The sequence below is a fragment of the Fusibacter bizertensis genome, assembly GCF_029914245.1.
Taxonomy (GTDB): Bacteria; Bacillota; Clostridia; order Peptostreptococcales; family Acidaminobacteraceae; genus Fusibacter_C; species Fusibacter_C bizertensis.
Map to the genome: position 1 here is coordinate 108,247 of NZ_JARYZI010000007.1, position 18,397 is coordinate 126,643.

16 protein-coding genes are annotated in these 18,397 nt (G+C 34.6%); 12 read left to right on the forward strand and 4 right to left on the reverse strand.

Going from position 1 to position 18,397, the window contains the following annotated elements; translation table 11 throughout:
• Positions 1-113 precede the first annotated feature (113 nt).
• On the forward strand, positions 114-1,028 hold the full coding sequence (locus QE109_RS11560; RefSeq protein ID WP_281094682.1) for a GGDEF domain-containing protein: 915 nt from the start codon (positions 114-116) through the stop codon (positions 1,026-1,028).
• 24 nt (positions 1,029-1,052) lie between these two features.
• On the forward strand, positions 1,053-1,688 hold the full coding sequence (locus QE109_RS11565) for a helix-turn-helix domain-containing protein (protein WP_281094683.1): 636 nt from the start codon (positions 1,053-1,055) through the stop codon (positions 1,686-1,688).
• A gap of 60 nt (positions 1,689-1,748) precedes the next feature.
• On the opposite strand, the gene QE109_RS11570 is transcribed toward QE109_RS11565, so the two are convergent.
• Positions 1,749-2,738, reverse strand: a complete 990-nt coding sequence (locus tag QE109_RS11570) for an arsenic resistance protein (RefSeq protein ID WP_281094684.1) — start codon at positions 2,736-2,738, stop codon at positions 1,749-1,751.
• 742 nt (positions 2,739-3,480) lie between these two features.
• Positions 3,481-3,777, reverse strand: coding sequence for a hypothetical protein (locus QE109_RS11575; RefSeq protein ID WP_281094685.1), 297 nt, complete (start codon positions 3,775-3,777; stop codon positions 3,481-3,483).
• Between the two features lie 100 nt (positions 3,778-3,877).
• Here QE109_RS11575 and QE109_RS11580 point away from each other — a divergent pair, with 100 nt between their 5' ends.
• Complete coding sequence (locus tag QE109_RS11580; protein WP_281094686.1) at positions 3,878-5,572, forward strand: M20/M25/M40 family metallo-hydrolase; 1,695 nt, start codon at positions 3,878-3,880, stop codon at positions 5,570-5,572.
• Here QE109_RS11580 and QE109_RS11585 read toward each other — a convergent pair.
• A complete protein-coding gene (locus QE109_RS11585) occupies positions 5,553-6,122 on the reverse strand; it encodes a hypothetical protein (RefSeq protein ID WP_281094687.1) in 570 nt (189 codons plus the stop codon). The genes QE109_RS11580 and QE109_RS11585 overlap by 20 nt on opposite strands.
• A gap of 91 nt (positions 6,123-6,213) precedes the next feature.
• The gene (locus tag QE109_RS11590) at positions 6,214-7,563 is read right to left on the reverse strand and encodes a helix-turn-helix domain-containing protein (protein WP_281094688.1); all 1,350 of its coding nucleotides are present in this window, start codon (positions 7,561-7,563) and stop codon (positions 6,214-6,216) included.
• Positions 7,564-7,769: 206 nt separating this feature from the next.
• Between QE109_RS11590 and QE109_RS11595 the strand changes: the two genes are divergently transcribed.
• The 9 genes from QE109_RS11595 (at position 7,770) to QE109_RS11635 (ending at position 18,393) form a co-directional block, all read left to right on the forward strand.
• Entirely contained in the window at positions 7,770-8,981 is a 1,212-nt protein-coding gene (locus tag QE109_RS11595) for an alpha/beta fold hydrolase (RefSeq protein WP_281094689.1), read from the forward strand.
• Positions 8,956-9,588 (forward strand): flavodoxin family protein, encoded by a 633-nt coding sequence (locus tag QE109_RS11600; RefSeq protein WP_281094690.1) that lies wholly within the window; start codon positions 8,956-8,958, stop codon positions 9,586-9,588. The genes QE109_RS11595 and QE109_RS11600 overlap by 26 nt, the downstream gene beginning before the upstream one ends.
• A gap of 193 nt (positions 9,589-9,781) precedes the next feature.
• Entirely contained in the window at positions 9,782-11,395 is a 1,614-nt protein-coding gene (locus tag QE109_RS11605) for an efflux RND transporter periplasmic adaptor subunit (protein WP_281094691.1), read from the forward strand.
• Positions 11,392-12,114, forward strand: a complete 723-nt coding sequence (locus QE109_RS11610) for an ABC transporter ATP-binding protein (RefSeq protein ID WP_281094692.1) — start codon at positions 11,392-11,394, stop codon at positions 12,112-12,114. The genes QE109_RS11605 and QE109_RS11610 overlap by 4 nt, the downstream gene beginning before the upstream one ends.
• Positions 12,111-13,307 carry an ABC transporter permease gene (locus QE109_RS11615; RefSeq protein WP_281094693.1) on the forward strand — a complete coding sequence of 399 codons (1,197 nt, stop codon included), beginning with the start codon at positions 12,111-12,113 and terminating at the stop codon, positions 13,305-13,307. The genes QE109_RS11610 and QE109_RS11615 overlap by 4 nt, the downstream gene beginning before the upstream one ends.
• 15 nt (positions 13,308-13,322) lie before the next feature.
• Positions 13,323-15,239 (forward strand): S-layer homology domain-containing protein, encoded by a 1,917-nt coding sequence (locus tag QE109_RS11620; RefSeq protein ID WP_281094694.1) that lies wholly within the window; start codon positions 13,323-13,325, stop codon positions 15,237-15,239.
• Between the two features lie 160 nt (positions 15,240-15,399).
• Entirely contained in the window at positions 15,400-15,951 is a 552-nt protein-coding gene (locus QE109_RS11625) for a TetR/AcrR family transcriptional regulator (protein WP_281094695.1), read from the forward strand.
• A gap of 3 nt (positions 15,952-15,954) precedes the next feature.
• Positions 15,955-16,872 (forward strand): DUF5692 family protein, encoded by a 918-nt coding sequence (locus tag QE109_RS11630; RefSeq protein WP_281094696.1) that lies wholly within the window; start codon positions 15,955-15,957, stop codon positions 16,870-16,872.
• Positions 16,873-16,965: 93 nt separating this feature from the next.
• Positions 16,966-18,393 carry an alpha/beta hydrolase gene (locus QE109_RS11635; RefSeq protein ID WP_281094697.1) on the forward strand — a complete coding sequence of 476 codons (1,428 nt, stop codon included), beginning with the start codon at positions 16,966-16,968 and terminating at the stop codon, positions 18,391-18,393.
• Positions 18,394-18,397: the final 4 nt, after the last annotated feature.

Here is an 18,397-nt window from a genome sequence, read left to right on the forward strand (position 1 = left end):
GAACACACTTCGATCGTGTTCTATAGGATTTTTTATGTTGTGTACATACACAACTTAAAAGTGTACAATATAAGCATTGGTTTTATGAAGTAACTACAAACTGGAGTGTGCAAATGGATAGACATAAGGACAGTCGTGAATTAAATGTTGAGCTTATAGAAAAAATATATGATGTAATCAGATATGTTAATCCAATTGTTAAAAGTGATGATGATCAAATCACGGATTTTAAAATAAACGAATCTGACACGCATTGTTATTCGTTTTGGCAAAGTAATGAAGTATGTAAAAATTGCATTTCTATGAGAGCACTAAACGAAAACAAAGTGACCATGAAGTTTGAATATTCATGTGGAAAGTTATTTATGGTGACAGCAGTACCGGAGAAGGAGAATAATCGGGTATTGGAGTTGATTCGAGATGTTTCAAATGACCATTTACTAGATAACATTGACGGATTAAGTGAAGATTTAATTATTGATAAAATTGTAAAGCTTAATAAAGAAATTATCACTGATCCATTAACAGGCTTATACAATCGTCGATTTTTAGATGAGAGAATGCCTTTTGAAATTGCAAAAGCTTATGCTAACAAACTTTCGATTAGTGTTATAATGGGAGATATAGATCACTTTAAAGATGTAAATGATAATTATGGACATGTAGTAGGTGATCAAGTTATAAAAGAATTTTCTGATTTATTGATGCTAGCCATTAGAGATTATGATGATTGGATTGTAAGATTTGGTGGAGAAGAATTTTTAATATTTTTGTTTGCAATTGACAAAGAAAATTTGATTAAGCGCATTGAGAAGATTCGAGAAAATGTTGAAAGTCATGTATTTTGTAGTGATGAATATGCCATTAAAGTTACAGCAAGTTTCGGTATTTATACCAATAGTGAGATCAAGAAAGATGATTTGGATAAGGGGTTACAGTTCATCCATTTTGCAGATGAAGCGCTATATCTTGCTAAAGAAAACGGTAGAAATAGATGTGAACTTTATAAACTAGATGGTATCAACTGAAATAATGAAATAAAAGAGGAAAGTATGGAAACATTCGGCGACTTTTTAAAAAGGATGCGAACGAAAGAATATACACAGAGAGAACTTGCGAAAATTTTAAATGTAGGACATCCTTATATTAGCAAACTCGAAGCCAATATTGAGCAAAATCCAAGTGAACGTTTGCTATTGGATATAGCTGAACTTTTTAAACTTAAGCCAGCAACAGTTTTTTTAAAGGCAAAAAGAATACCTGAAAAATGGATTAAAGAAATAGTGAGCTCACCAAAGATGTTTAATGCTTTAGAAATGATACTTGAAGCCAATGCTAAAGATAAACAAGAAGAATATATTTCTTTTCAAAGATACTTTGAGAACAGCTCAAAGTCAATGCTACTAATTGATCCAAAATCAGCTGAAATTATGGATGCAAATGAATCCGCTTTGAGTTTTTATGGATATAGTAAACATCATTTACTTAACAAAACGGTATTTGATTTAAATATACAATCGGAAGCTGAAATTAGGGAGAACATGAATAGCGTATGCAATAATGAAAAACACACATTTGAATTTATCCATAAATTGAGTACAGGACAGACAAAAGATATATTTGTGATGAGTGAACTTGTTTCATTATGTGATCAACCTAAACTGCTTTCCATTATCGTTGAAAAATAAGGCGTTTTATATAAAAAGGCAATTGCAAATCTAGAATTCTAGATCTGTAATTGCCTTTTTTTAAGAATTTTGTTCAAGTTGTGTGACATTTACTTTACGCTGAAGCCAATTGTATTTTGAAGAAAGTTTACCATACCATGCAGCACCTTGTACTTGTAAAATAAAAGCAAGTGTGATAATCAGTGCTGTGTCTGTTCCAAATGAGGCAATCGCTAGACCTAGTGCGATAGATAAGTTTCTCATAACAGTTCCATAAACCAAAGCGTATCCATCTTCCTTATTATAGAAATATCTGCCAATCATCGTACTTAACGCAAAATTAATCAGATAAAAGATAATTAAAATGAGGATTGAATTGACTAATAATTCTGGATTGTTGATGATACTTTTTGCTTTCATGCTAATACTTGAAAATATAATAAACATCATGGACCAGACACTTATTGCTGGGAAAATCGGTTTAATATTCGTGTTGAAATAAGTTGTTGTAAATTTTTTCAAGAGCAACCGGTAGGTTATATTTCCTAATACTAATGGTAAAATCACGATTTGAGAAACAGTGACAAAGGTATCAATAATATTAACCTCAATCATTGTGCCTACTGCAATATAAAGATAGAGTGGTGCTAAAAATGATCCTATGATTAAACTCAGCGCAGTTATTTTTATAGCTGCTGCAACGTTCCCTTTATTTAGTAATGTCCATGAAATTGTCATGCCACTCGTCGGGAAAAGAGAAATCATGATAATACCAGCAAAGAGTTGAGGACTGTTTGATAAAAAGATCTTACCAAAAAAGAATGCGAAGAGGGGAATGATGATGAAATTTAAAAGTGCAGACCCTATAACGACATTTAAGTGTGATAAATCTACAGCTTCTTTTATCTTAAAACCAATCATCGTTGGATAGATCATAAAGAAGGTGAAGAAAAGGATATAATCCTTTAAAAACATAGTGTCTAAAGTTGATCCAACAAAAAAACCAAGTATAAGTACGACAGGTATACTTATAATCAGATTTTTAGCAGGCAAATACAATATTGATTTCATGTTAATATTCCTTTCATAATTGAATAATGTCTGTAGGGTAATCATAAAACCATTTCGGGCATATGTCAATTATAAAAAGTGTGCTTTAGTCACCAAACTAAGTGAAAGAAAAGTCAGATTCGTGTTTTCATAATATGTTTCGGGTAATTATTCAGCCATATCTTTAAGCATTTTCAAAGATTAGGTTCCCTCAGGGGCAATTATGGGTTTTTTAGTCTTTAGACCAATGCTGGACCTAAAAAATGTAATCATGCTTACCTCAAGTGTCTCTAAGCAGTTTGTTTTGAAATTTGCTCTAGCTGTAACTTTAGTCTGCTTTTTAGTGGTATATATTCTTTTATCATTTGGGGTTGTGATATGAAGGAAAAAATTAAACAAACAGACCTTGCTTGAACTTATAAGCACCACAATATAAGATAAATACAGCACATTGCTTTGTGGTACTCATACCTGTGATTTTTTTGTTACTACCGCATAGCTCTTAAAACGGTTCAGAAGTAGTTATCAATAAGGTTTCAAGCAGAACAAGTGTTGGTGTAAGCAAGAAGACAACTGTAAATTCAGTAAACACGACGCTCAAAATGATAAAGAATCACCCCACTGGTTTAGATGAAGCAAATAAAATAATTGAAGAACCAGTAGTATCTGTTACAACCGTTCGAGAAGCAGAAGAAGTGATAGGGTATATTTATCCTTTTAAAAAAAATCCCAGTCATTTTATAATGATTGGGATTTCTTTTATTTATTCTTGTTTATTCATTTGCGACATAAACGACATCGCCATTTCAATGCCTTTAACGATTTCTTGTTCTACTTTCTCTTTAGCGGCAGCTTCAGCGCCTTCTATTACTGTGATTCTAAAGCTTGATTTAGCTACTTCTAGTTTAACAAAATCTGCCTCAAGTACTTTTAGTGCCATATCTTTAAGCATCTTCTTTGATTCTTCTTTTGAAAGATATTCAGCAAAGTGGTCTTGGATAGTAACAACAATACGGTTTGATTCGTCTAATTGAATTGATTTAATAAACATGTCCATCATAAGTCATTTCTCCTTTAAGTTTAATTCAACTCATATTTTAACACAAAAATAAAGTAAGAGTAAAATTAATTGAACTTTGAAACACTAATTAGACAATCGTGTGAATCAACTATATACTGATAATATAAGAGAACTAAAATCTTTAGATGAGATTGGAGAAGTTATGTTTGAAGAGAGCATCAGAACACTGTTTTTAAGACTAGTTGCAACTCAAAGTGACACAAACACTGAGCGAGAAACTTATATAGAAGAACAAATTTTAAATTGGATCAAAGAGCAACCATATTTTAACGAACATAGTGATTTATGTGGTGCGTACCCTGTAGATGACGATCCCTACCACAGAAACGTCATTTGGTCTTTGGTAAAAGGGTCTGGTCATAAAACCATCGTGTTGATGCACCATCATGATGCGATAGATATAGAAGAATATGGAAAACTAAAAGGTGTTGCATTAAGACCTGATGAGTTGGCAGAAGCTTTGGCCAATAGAGCGATTCCCGAACAGGCGAGAGTTGACCTTCTCTCAGGAGAATGGATATTTGGTAGAGGTGTTGCAGATATGAAGTCCGGTGCTGCAATTCAACTGGTACTAAGTGCACATTTTTCTGAACTAGAGGATTTTGAAGGCAACATACTTTTGTTAAGCGTTCCCGATGAAGAAACGTTATCAAGAGGCATGTTAAGTGCTGTCAAATTGATGAAAGAATTGCGAGAAAAACATCTACTTGAGTATATGTTGACCATTAATAGTGAGCCATATTTTAATCAAACTAAGGGAAAAGCTATTTTTTATGAAGGATCTGTTGGAAAAATTATGCCTGTACTTTTTGTAAAAGGTGTCAAGAGTCATATTGGTGATCCCTTTAATGGCTTTAGTCCCTCACTTGTTCTATCTGATTTGCAAAAAAAGACAGAACTCAATATTGAACTCTGTGATTTGATAGGTCAAGAAGCGACACCGCCTCCAGTATGGGTAAACCTTAAAGATAGAAAAAAAGCGTATGATGCTTCTATACCTGAAGCAGCTACCGGATATTTCAACTGGTTGACATTTACACGCTCACCTAAAATGATCGTGGATAAGTTAGTTTCACTTGCCAATCGATCATTAAGGGACACTTTGATTCATTTTGAAGATGCATATGAAAATTACTGTGTATTAACGGGTGTAACACCGGACAAGATAACATTTAAACCCAAAGTATATACCTTTGAAAAGCTTTATCAAATGGCACTTGATCAAAAGGGAGATGGTTTTTTAAAGGAGTATTTATCCTTTCAAGAGGACGTGAATGAACTCTTGATCTCAAATGCTATTACGTTACCAGAAGCAACTACGCGATTAATTGAACACGTTCAAGATGCCATAGATTTAGAAGGTCCAGCAATTGTAATCGCACTTTCAGGTCCATATTATCCACACGTCAATAATGAAAATATTGAAAAAAAATTACCATTTTCAATTGAACAATTTATCAACGAGATTGCTGAAAGGGATTATAATTTGACATTCGAATCTCAAGGATACTTTATGGGGATATCAGACTTATCTTATGCGACATGGTCTGGTAATGATACTGATATTTCAATGATTAAGTCTAATAGTCCAGGATGGGATGTCATCTATAAAATTCCATTTAGAGCACTTTCAGAGCTAAATATGCCTGTGGTGAACATTGGCCCATGGGGAAAGGATTTGCATAAAATCACTGAAAGGGTATATACAAAAGATGTTTATACACGTATGCCACATCTTATTCAGGCTTTGATTACTAAGTGTCTACAGGATTAAATTTGACATGATCTAATATTTTGATTCCAACAGGTGTATCTAATGCGTACACCTGTTTTTTTGTTTTTGTTTGATTTAAAATCCTTTTGAGCTTAGAATGCCTTCCAAAATATAAGCCATCATCTTCAACTGCGTTACATTGTTTTCTAGAAGTCAAGGTTTTCGTGATGCAGTGCTGTATGATGCAGCCATTGAATTGTTTTTTAGCTGCTTTGGTAAGTTGAACAATTAGTTCTTTGTGTGACATTGAAGTGTTGATTTCGTTATTGCTGAGACAAGTAAAACTAAATTTTACTGTATTATAAATTGCATGTTTATTTTTTAATTCTTCGATTAGTAATATTACACGAGAAATGCTAATTTCTTCAAAGACCATATGGACTAAGTCATAATATTCTGTCTTATGACATGCAAGAAATGTTTGCTCATGCATAAAGGCGATAGGGTGATTAGTGATACCAATGTCAAATCCTCGCATAAATAATGTAGTATAATTTCGTAGTTCTAAATCTAGGTCAGTCCCTAGAAAACATATAATTGCTAAATTCAATTGAAACTCCTTTTTGTGGATAGGTTACCATAATACTAAAGTTAGGATAACTTTTTTGTAAAAAAAAAACACCTAACTTAAGTTAGGTATTTTAAGAAAATGTACCAAGAAGTTTTATCTTCTCAAGTGCTTGTATGCGATTTTTAACTTCAAGTTTTGAATAAATATTATTGAGATGCCATTTAACAGTCCCAGTACTTATAAATAAGATTTTACCAATTTCATCATTTGTTTTACCAGAAGCAACAAGTTCAAGTATCTCTAGTTCACGGTCAGAAAGCTCTAAGGAGAGCTTGTTAAACACCTGTGAAATGAGAGGTTTTAAAGGCTCAAACTGATACAAAATGACGTTTTTTTCGAGTTGTTCTAATTCTCTACGCGTGAAAAAAGTGACGATGTCTCTATATTGAAGTTGTAACATCATTTCAACGAGGATGAAGTTTAATGAGTGTTTTTGATGTTCTAATAGTAGTGATAATCTTTCGATAATTACAGGATCGATTTTTTCTCCAGCATCGTATGCATAAAGTAGTGAGTAGTAGTCAAAAATCCCTTCAATCAATGGTGATGATAAAGAAGAGAAAGTTGTTCTTCCATGCTTTATTTCTTGATTTAAAGCCTCAAAGGATTTTTTGTTCAAGTAGACTTTGAGAATCATCCATTCGATTAATCCATGTAAATGGAACATTTTAAGTGAATCGATGCTACTTTTGCAAACTTCAAGGTGTGTCATTGCAAGATCGTATTTTTTAAGTTCAAGCATTGCCATCCCAATGGGCAAATCATACACAGAAAGTATATCTTCTTTTTCCTGACGCACATTGAACTTTGAAGTGCGACGCTGAGCCCGCTCAGACTCTTCAATGACACGGCGATATTCTCCGAGTTTATAAAGGTTTAGGAGTTTGTTTACATCTGAGATAACCGCTAAAAATTGGCAACCTAAAGTGTCAAAGACTTGGTGTGCAACTTCAAAATAGTTTGCCGCAGTTTCAAATGCATTGCGTTCAGAGTAAATTTGGCCTAAGGTCAAGTTTGCATTTCCATAAAATAAACTTTCGTGATCATTCCCTAAGATATTAAGCGCCATAAGGCCTTTCTGAAGTTTTTCTTCACGATCTATGGCATATATTTCGCCGCAAAGCGCAAGCAAACCTTGATATAATGAGTGTTCTTTTGGTGATTTTAAAATAGTGTTTTGTAAACTACGCATTGAGAGCGAAATCTCGATATTGTCACCATAGATGAAGCCAATCCAAGCACGTATAAGTTTGGTAAATGAATTTAGTCCGTCAATGTCACATCCTATAAGCAACTGATGTATTTCAATTAAGTATTCTGGCTCAAATATAAATGCATGGTTGTCGCTAAACCACAAATCAATTGCTGTATAATCCAATTGATTAACAAAATTCGATAAAGCTGTAATTTTTTGATTCATTTTGCCACCTCAAATCTATTATAAGCGTTGATTTAACTACCTATAGTTTACTATAAATAAGAGATAAAATCGATATTTTGAAGCTTGTTTTATTATTTTTATTAAAGTGAAAAGTAAAAACCTAACTTTAGGCAGGTGTAAAATAGTTCATATTTTATAAAATAGATAAAGATAGTCGTATATCTATTCTATGATGGAGGAAAATAATGAATACTTTTATACACGCGACATTAAACGTCGTATTTGCAATTTTGATAATCTTGATACTTGGTTGTTTAGTGATTGTAATAATCAAATCTTTAATTATACTTGGGCAATTCTTGCTTAATAAAAAGAATCAGATAAATGGAAGAGGACTTTTTAAAACATTTATCAAAATGATAGTATTTATGGTGCTTATTTTATGTGTAGTGGGTGTGAGTCAATGGTCTGCATTTACACCTAGAATTGAAGGCGAAAATTCAATTTCGGAGTTAAGAGAAGTTGAGTTTAACGGTAGAAAACAATGGGTTAGTATACGCGGAGAAAACAAAGATGCACCGATACTGCTATTCTTAGCTGGGGGACCGGGAGGTTCACAACTTGCTGCCGTGAGGTATGAAATGCCTGAACTCGAAAAAGAATTTGTAGTTGTAGGATGGGATCAACCAGGTTCTGCTAAATCTTATGGGTCGAGGAAAGACTTAAAACCGAGTAACTATGTTGAAGATGGCATCGCATTAACTGATTATTTACGTGATCGTTTTAATCAAGAAAAGATCTATATCGTAGGAGAATCTTGGGGAAGTTACCTAGGCATTATGATGGCGGACAATGAACCACAAAAATTTTATGGCATTATCAATACAGGACAGATGGTTAATTTTCTTGAAACCGAAGTGATCGACTATACAAAAGCACTTGAGCTTAGTTTGGAAAAAGGGGATACTGAAAAGACGGCGCGATTAATCAAAATAGGTAAACCACCATATTATGGGGTGGATGTCACTTGGAGAAGTGCTGAATATCTCAACTATTTAACGGAAGAAATGAATCAAAATCCTGAAATCAATAATCCAGGTTATGAAACCATTAGAGATATTCTATCACCTGAATATGGGATTTTGGATAAATTCAATTATTTACTGGGCATCTTAAACACTTTTAATGATGTATACCAGCAACTTTATGAAGTTGATATCAGAGAAACGCAATCTAAGCTTGAAGTTCCTATCAAATTTTTAATTGGTAGGCACGATCTCAATGCACCCACTTCTTTAGCTAAGGCGTATTTTGATCTACTTGAAGCGCCACTTAAAGAGTTTATATGGTTTGAACATTCTGGACATAGTCCATGGATCAATGAATCTGCAGCATTTGTAGATGAAGTAATAAAAAGCAAGGAGGCATGGCATGATCTTAATAGTCTCAGCCAGTAACAGCCGTGTTACAAATGAAAAGTCTATCTCTTCACAGGTCTCTAAAATGTTGAAAAGTAAGATTTCCAATGATAACGTAGAAGAAGTTCGACTAAAGGATTATAATATACACCCATGTCAATTGTGTGGCAGTTGCGTAGATTATTCAAGATGTCCTTTTGATGAGGCTTACAATAAACTTCATAAAAAAATAAATCAAGCTGATGTAATTATATGGATTGTGCCTCATTATTCACCGTTTCCGTCCAAACTCATGTGTTTATTTGAAAAAATGAATGAGATCGCGTACTCAAAATGGCTCAATAACCCTAATTTTAAATCTCCATATTGGAGAAAACGTGTAAGTGTGGTTGCGCATGGTGCAATGGTAGAATCAGAAGAGGTGCTTGAATATTATTATAATGCTCTGGTTATACCCATTTCACGAACATTAAGTGGACTTGGTTTTAATATGATAAAGTTAGGTAACACGCATGAGTATGGTGCTGTTTTTGGACTTGAAAAGGAAACCGATTTGGCAATGAATTTAGATAACCTATTCCCAGAAATACAGTTTGATATGAAAAGAATAGAAAGTAGGTTAAATGCTATAATTGAAAACATATAATGAAATTATCTAAATTTTATTTGATTTACAAAGAGTGTTTATTAGGTGATCAGAATTTCGCCTTAGTGAACACTCCTTTTTTTTATATTTTTTAAACTTTTTATGTAAAATTCATATTGAGTTAATACTATTGGGATATAAGTAGTATAATGCATGAAAAATCTTAGATTTTCACATAAGGAGCGGGAAGTAGATGAAATCATTTTTTAAAAAGAAAAGAAATAAGAGAATTGTTATAGGAATTGTAGTTTTACTCATCCTGTTTATTGTTTTGCCTAGGATATTGGGTAGTTTAGGTGATCGACAAGCAAATATGGATAGTCAATATACAATGGTAAGTGCGAGTAATAAAGATATTACTGTTACTTTGTCTGGGACAGGCACTTTAAAACCTGCAGATTCATATACAGTGATGTCACTGAATTCTGGCGATGTTATATCAGCACCTTTTGAAGAAGGTGATGTCGTTGAGAAAGATAGTGTTTTATATGAAATTGACAGTTCAAACCTTACATCAAATATTGAAACAGCAGAAATTAGTGTTGCTGAGAGTCAAAGAAGCTATCAAAGAATGCTTGAGAGTTTAGATGATTTAACAGTCAAAGCCCAAAATGCTGGAACTGTAATGGATTTTGACATAGAAGTGGGTGATTCGGTACAAGTCGGTCAAACAATTGCAACCATAAGAGATAGTAAAACTATGACAATTGAACTGCCTTTTGGTGCAGATGATGCGTCTCATATAACTGTCGGTCAACAAGCTAATGTTACGATTAGTGGTTCTTTTGAGACACTTGGTGGGATTGTTTCAGAAGTTAGTCCAATTGTAAGTGTTTTACCTGGTGGAATGCAAGTTAGACAGGTAACGATATCTGTTGCAAATCCAGGTGGATTGCTTCCAACTTATGAAGCAACTGCTGTTATAGGTGATTATGCATGTTTCGAAAGCGCTACTTTTAAATATAAAGCTGAAGGTATGGTAATAGCAAAAGCATCTGGTGATGTGGCAAAAGTATTTGTTCGTGAAGGAGATTTCATTGCAAAAGATGCGAGTTTAATTGTACTAGATAGTACTACGCTACAAGATCAAATTCAAAGTGCTAAAAATACATTAAGGCGTTCAGAAATTTCACTTGAAAGTTCACAAGATGCTCTAGATGGCTATGTAATTAGTTCACCAATTGGTGGCACTGTAATTGAAAAAAATTATAAAGAAGGCGATACCCTCTCTGCAGGTAATCCACTTTGTACGATATTTGACTTGAGCTACCTTTCGATGACTTTGTATATCGATGAACTTGATATATCTCAGATCAGTGTAGGTCAACCGGTTACGATTACAGCAGAAGCGGTTGAAGGAAAGACTTATGCAGGATTAATTACAAAAGTGAATATAAATGGCGTAACTAGTGGTGGAACGACTTCTTATCCAGTCACGATTCGAATTGATGAGATTGAAGGACTTTTGCCTGGAATGAATGTAGATGCTGAAATCGTTATTGAATCAAGAGAAAGAGTCCTTGCTGTACCAGTTGCAGCTGTTGTAAGAGGAAATAAAGTACTTGTTAAAACGAGTGGAGAAGAAACTACAAATTCAGATACACCTGTTACCGATGCGCCAAGTGGTTATAAGTACATCGAGATAACAACTGGTATTTCTGATACCAATTATATAGAAATCTTATCTGGATTAAATGAAGGTGATGAGGTCGCTATTGAAAACCGTACGGTTAAGGATGTCTTTATGTTTGGGCGACCAGGACAAAATGATCAACCATCTGATGGAACTGGGGTGGATACGCCATGAAGCCTTTAATATCTTTTGAAACACTAAGTAAAATTTATCAAATGGGTGAAACAGAAGTAAGAGCGGTGGATGGCATCACTATGACCATTATGCCAGGGGAGTTTGTGGCGATTGTCGGTCAGTCTGGTTCAGGAAAGTCAACCTGTATGAATATCATTGGGTGTCTGGATATCCCTACTTCTGGCAAGTATTATTTAGAAGGGCATGATGTAAGTGAACTTGATGACAATGAACTTGCTTCAATTCGAAATAAAAGGATAGGTTTTATCTTTCAACAATACAATTTGTTGCCCAAATTATCAGTTTTAGGAAACGTAGAGCTTCCATTACTTTACGCTGGACTTGGAAAAAGTGAACGCAAACAGCGTGCTACTGAAGCTATAGAGAAGGTAGGTTTACTGGATAAAATCAACAATTTACCCAGCCAATTGTCAGGTGGACAGCAACAGAGGGTTTCAGTTGCCAGAGCACTGGCTACTTCTCCATCAGTGATCCTTGCAGATGAACCAACTGGAGCATTAGATTCTAAAACGGGTGAAGAAGTATTAAATCTATTAAAGAAACTGCATGCTGAAGGAAATACCGTTGTATTAATTACACATGACAATGCGATTGCCGCTCAGGCACAAAGAATCATCAGGCTTCAAGATGGTCATATTGTTTATAATGGCTTACCAGAAGCATCTTTGGAAGTTGAAAATGAGGTGAAGCTCATATGACAGTTTTTCAATCATTTCAAATGGCACTAAGCAATATCATGGCGAGAAAAGTAAGATCACTTTTAACAATGCTTGGTATCATCATAGGGGTTGTTTCGGTAATTGTCATCATTGGACTTGGAAACGGCCTTGAAAAATATATGGTCGATAGTTTTCAAAGTATGGGGACTGATCTTTTAACTGTAAACGTGATGGGGAGAGGATCGACGCGCAATATAACAGTAGATGAGATGTATGCAATTGTTGATAATCATCCTGAGTATTTTAAGTCAGTATCTCCTTTGGTCTCGATTCGAGGCGCTGTTAAAATAGACAGTGAGACATATAATAGTACATCTGTAACAGGGACTGGTGAAGATTACTTAGCGATGAAGCAGTATGTTCTTTCACAGGGACGGTATGTATCTTATATTGATATTTCAAGGAGACACAATGTAGCAGTAGTTGGTTCATATGTAAGCAATACGTATTTTAATGGCAGTGCACTTGGAAAAACACTTAGAATCAATGGAAAACAATTTGAAATCATCGGGGTTTTAGAGGCGGATGCTGATGAACCTGAAGAAGGTGGCACTGATGATGCAATCTATATTCCATATAGTGTAGCTGCAAAACTTACTGGAACAAACAATATATCAAGTTATTCTTTTGCAATGGTATCTGAGGATGATGTTAAAGCCTCTAAACAAGTGATTGATGATGCGCTCTTTAAGGTATATGCAGATCAAGATGCCTACTCTATTATCAGTTTAAATGAACTTTTGAGTATGATGAGTTCAACCATAGATATCATGATCTCGATATTAGCGGCGATAGCTGGTATTTCGCTTGTTGTTGGAGGTATAGGCATCATGAATATCATGTTGGTGTCAGTATCCGAGCGAACAAGAGAAATTGGTATTAGGAAAGCGCTTGGTGCGAAAAGACATAATATAATGCAACAGTTTGTGATAGAGGCCGCAACGACAAGTGCAATTGGAGGACTGATCGGTATAGGGCTTGGTTATGCACTTTCTAGTTTAGCAGGTAAAATCATAGTCATTGCACTTGATACACAGATAGATGTTGCACCATCATTTTCATCAGCATTTGGTGCCTTTGCAATCTCGGCAGGAATAGGGATACTATTTGGTTATCTACCAGCTCGCAAGGCAGCGATGCTAAATCCAATTGATGCTTTAAGATATGAATAATACTAGGAGAATGATATGAAGAAAATCCTTTCGATAATACTTGTGGCAGTGATGCTAGTTACATCAATTCCATCTTTAACTGCTACACCTGTATATGCTTCTACAGCGAATACATTACCATCTGAGCAACTTGTTTCAGATACGATAAGGGCACTTGGCATTATGACAGGTGATACAAAGGGAAATCTTAACCTAAATAGATTACTTTCCAGAGATGAATTTGCTCAGATGATGGTAAATGCTTCACTATATAAAGATTCTGATGATGTATCAGGCGGGACGTCAGTCTTTAAAGATGTCAAATTTGATTATTGGGCAGCAGAGGCTATTAAAATTGCAGTAAATGCTGGATGGTTCACTGGGTATCTCGATGGTACTTTTAAACCTGCAAAGTATATAACGCTTGAAGAAGCTGCAACGGCACTTTTGAAGCTGTTAGGGTATACAAATGCTGATATAGTGGGCACATATCCATCTGCACAGTTGTCAAAATTTTATTCACTAGGTTTAGATGAAGGCATAAATTTAAAGCAAGGTCAAAAAGTTTCACGTGAAGATGCAATGTACATGTTCTATAATTTGATGAATACAAAAACAAAAGAAGGCAGATATTATGCTGAGACTTTGGGTCATCCGATGTTATCTGGTGAGATAGATTATGCTTTATTGGTTCAATCTGTTATAGAAGGACCATATGTTCTTGATGATGTGTCAATTGAAAAACTTTTACCTTTTACCAAAGACAATGTTAGTGTATACAAAAATGGTAGTGAAAATACATTAGAAGGAATTTCCCCTTACGATGTGATCTATTACAGTAAAGATATGCGAACTGTATGGGCCTACAGCAAGAAAATAACCGGTTTATATGCCAGTGCTACACCATCAACTAACGCACCAAACGCGGTTTTAATCGCAGGTAGTACTTATCAAGTCGGTACAAATGAAGCTGCTTATAAATTGTCAAATAAAGGTAGCTTTGGATTAGGGGATACTGTCACTCTCCTTGTAGGTATGAATGATGAAATCGTCGATGTCATATCGCCAGAAGTTCTTAATGTGCCAACATTTGGGGTCGTAACCGCTTTTGAGCCTTACAGTTACAAAGACAGTGCTGGAAAATTGATCGCACAAAATTCAATTAAAGTTGCTAGTACAGATGGCTCAATTAGACAGTTTGTAACTGGTGCGAGCAAGTTTTCAACTGGTAATATCGTTTCAGTGACTTTCACAAACTCAGAAAGTGTTGTCAAACTAATTGGTTCGACTTATCTAGTTGGGAAGTTCAATGTAGACGCAACAATGTATGGTAACTACAAACTTGCAAAAGATATAGAGATCCTTGATACTACTTTTGCTGGGGAGTATAAAACTATATATCCACAGCGGTTAAATGATATAATGCTATTCAGTAATGATGTCCGCTATTACTCACTAGACAGTGAAGGTGCAATTAATCGTTTGATTTTAAATAACGTAACAGGTGATTTAAACTCATATGGAGTGGTTACAAATGTTGATGAAACAACTACGGTAATTGATAATGTAGATCCAATTCCAGATACTGTTGTCGTTAGTGGTATCTACAAGTATCTTGTTAATGGTATCCCTGGCGTGTTTACCAAAAATAGTGACCTACTTGGTATTGGTAATGGTCCAGTAGTCCTAACTTATAAGGATGGACAAGTTAGTGACATGAGTACATTATATGGCTTATCACTAAGCGCTGTAACTGCAACAACAGTTACAGCGAATAATATCATCTATGGTATATCAGATTCGGTTCAGGTTTATCAATATATTGGTGGTGATTATTTTCTAGTTAATTTAGAGACCATCTCCAATCTAAATGAATTTAATTTGGTAGGGTATAAAGATGGTGGACATAGAGCTGGTAATTTGATAAGAGTCATTATTGCAACAAGAAGATAAAAAAATCATATTTCAGTTATAGTGACAACATTGAAGGCTGAATTGATTTAATAGGAAGAATCCTCTAAGGGGATTCTTTTTTTTTGTTGACATGATAGATAATAAGGCGTATATTTAGTTTGGCTAACGAGCGTTAGTTAGCACGAATAAGGATGTGAATATGGATAAGAAAACTGAGATATTAGATGCTGCTTTTTCTCAATTTTGTAGGAGAGGTTATAGTGTCGTAATGTCAGATATAGCAAAGGATGTCGGCATAAAGACACCTTCAATTTATAGTCATTTTTCTAGTAAAGATGAAATTATTTTATTAGTAGTAGAAAGACAAATAGAAGAATACTGTGGTTTTTTAGATACACTATATGCAAATTTTCAACAACTAGATTGGATTCATAAATTAGAGAAAATCTATTTTGATATTATTCGTTATTTTAAAAACGCAGATCAAGTGCGATTTTATAAAAATATTCTGTTGATTGATCAAGCAGATCTTAGAAAAAAATGTAGTGCAAAAGTTTTTGATATGGAGCTGTTTCATCTGAGTAAACTTGAGAGCGTTTTTCCCAATGAATCAGAAGGAAATGCATTACTTTTCCTATCGATTATTCAAGGTGCACTTGAAGTTGAACTACTTTTTTATGAATCAGATGACACGGCAGAAGCTTATATCACAAAAATATGGCGTTCATATCGCGAAAAATTGGGGGAGTAGTGTATGTTTTTATTTGAGTCTATACCTTGGTATGCGGCTTTAATGGGGGTAACTGTTTTATTTGGATTAATATTTGTTAATGAAATAACGAGGAGAAGTAAGAAATTATCATTGTTTTTTTATGTTGCAGTACCAATAATTATGACTTTTACAGTTTGGATGAAAACTTCTGGACCTGGAACACCTATGGGGTATTGGTTTCCATGGGTTAAAACTTATTCAGCTTTAGCAGGTGTACTTGGTTTTATGGCTCTGAGATATATCAAGGGATTAGATAAAAATAAATGGATGCTTATGTTTCCACCTTTTATTCTAGCTTTTAACATCGCCGAAGCAGTATATAGAGACTTCCAATGTTTTGGTTACAATGGTTTAGTGGATGGGATCTTTATCAATGGCGGCGCTTGGAACATCATGAATGGAATTGCTGGAATTTTAAATATTATCACACTATCTGGGTGGGTAGGAATATTTATTAGCAGAGATAAGAGTAAAGATATGGTTTGGCCAGACCAGTTATGGTTCTGGATCATCGCATATGATTTATGGAATTTTGCTTATGTTTATAACTGTATCCCAGATCACTCTTTCTATTCGGGATTAATTTTACTTTTGTCGTGTACAATACCTGCTTTTTTTATCAAAAAAGGTGTTTGGTTACAGCATAGAGCACAAACTTTGGCACTTTGGGCGATGTTCTCATTAACGTTCCCATATTTCGCTGACACGTCCAAATTTGCTGTACAATCATCACATAACGAAACGGCTTTACTTGTTATTAGTGGACTTGCACTTGCTTCAAATCTTGCTGTGTTTATATACCACTTTGGTAGAATTGTTAAAACTAAGAAAAGTCCAATTAAAGGTGAGATTTATCAAGATTTAAATGGGTATCAAGAAGTTGTCAAAGCAAATAAATAAGCTTAAAAAAGTTCTGTTGATTGACAGAACTTTTTTTTAGTCATAACATAGAGTGTAATAAAATTCATAAATGCAGTTATTAGGAGGATCAAAATGTCGTGGATTGAAATAATATTATTTTTGGCTTCAATTATTTATTTAATAGCAACCGTTTTTGCGAAGGAACGACAAAATTCTATTGTAATGTTATTATCATTAGCGGGTTTTGGGTTCTTTGTGGGGCATTTGTTATTTGATGTTCCGAATTGGCAGTTATATCCGTTATATTTTTTTATCGCTATGAATACTACTGTTACTTTTATTACGTTGCTAATGAAAAAAAATGGTAGAGTACCCAATGACAATAAGAAAAAAATGGTCATAATAGGCACAATAACGATCGTAATTTCTGGTATTCTCATGGCGATTTTTCCTGTTTATGATATTCCTAAACCAGATGGTGCATTTTCCGTTGGAACAATCACGTTTGAGTTAACAGATCCCGTTAGAATCGAGAAATATGGAGAGGAAGCAAAAACATCAGATACATTGAGACGTATTCGGGTTCAAGCGTGGTATCCTTCAGATGATGTAAAGGGACACAGGCAAGAAGTATGGTTACAAGATGGGGTTTTGTTATCAAGATCACTAGCAAAAGAGATGAAAATGCCTTTTTTTGTACTTGATCATACAAAAGATATACTTTCAAATGCTTACATCGAAGCGCCTATTAGTCAGTTTAAAGATAGTTATCCCGTAATTATCCTGTCACATGGATGGACAGGATTTAGAAACCTTCACAATGATTTTGCTGAGCTCTTAGCAAGTCATGGATTTATCGTTCTGGGTATCAACCATACTTATGGTGCACAAATGACGGTATTTGCAGATGGTTTTGCAGCAGAATTAGATCGAGGTGCGCTTCCAAATCGAGATGTAACACCTGATTTTAGCAATTATGCAAACCAACTGGTTTTAACTTATGCTGGTGATGTAAAACTTGTTTTAGATACTCTGGACGTCTTAAATGATGGACAGTATTCGAATATTCTTAAAAATGCTTTAGATGTTACTGAAGTAGGTCTAATGGGGCACAGTACAGGCGCAGGTGCAGATGTAGCTGTTGCATTAAGCGATAGCCGTATCAAAGCTTTGTTTTGTATGGACGCATGGGTAGAGCCTTTAGGGGCAGAAGTTTTAAGCTTGGGGTTATCTGTTCCGTCTGTATTTCTGAGAAGTGAGCAATGGAAGGGTGGCATCAACGATGACTATTTAATGCCACTTGTAAAAGCAAGCAATGATGCACGTTTGTTTCAAATCAATGGAACGACGCATCTTGACTTCACCATGTCAACGATGTTTTCTAGCTTAACTGGAATAGTTGGATTTACGGGTAAACTAGACAGAGAAATATCTGCCAATATACAGCATGATTTTGTATTAGATTTTTTTAAAGATACATTAGAACACGCCGCGACTGATCCGCTTTCCAAATTACTAGAACGTTACACAGACGTATGGGAAGATAAAACAAAAAACTAAACAT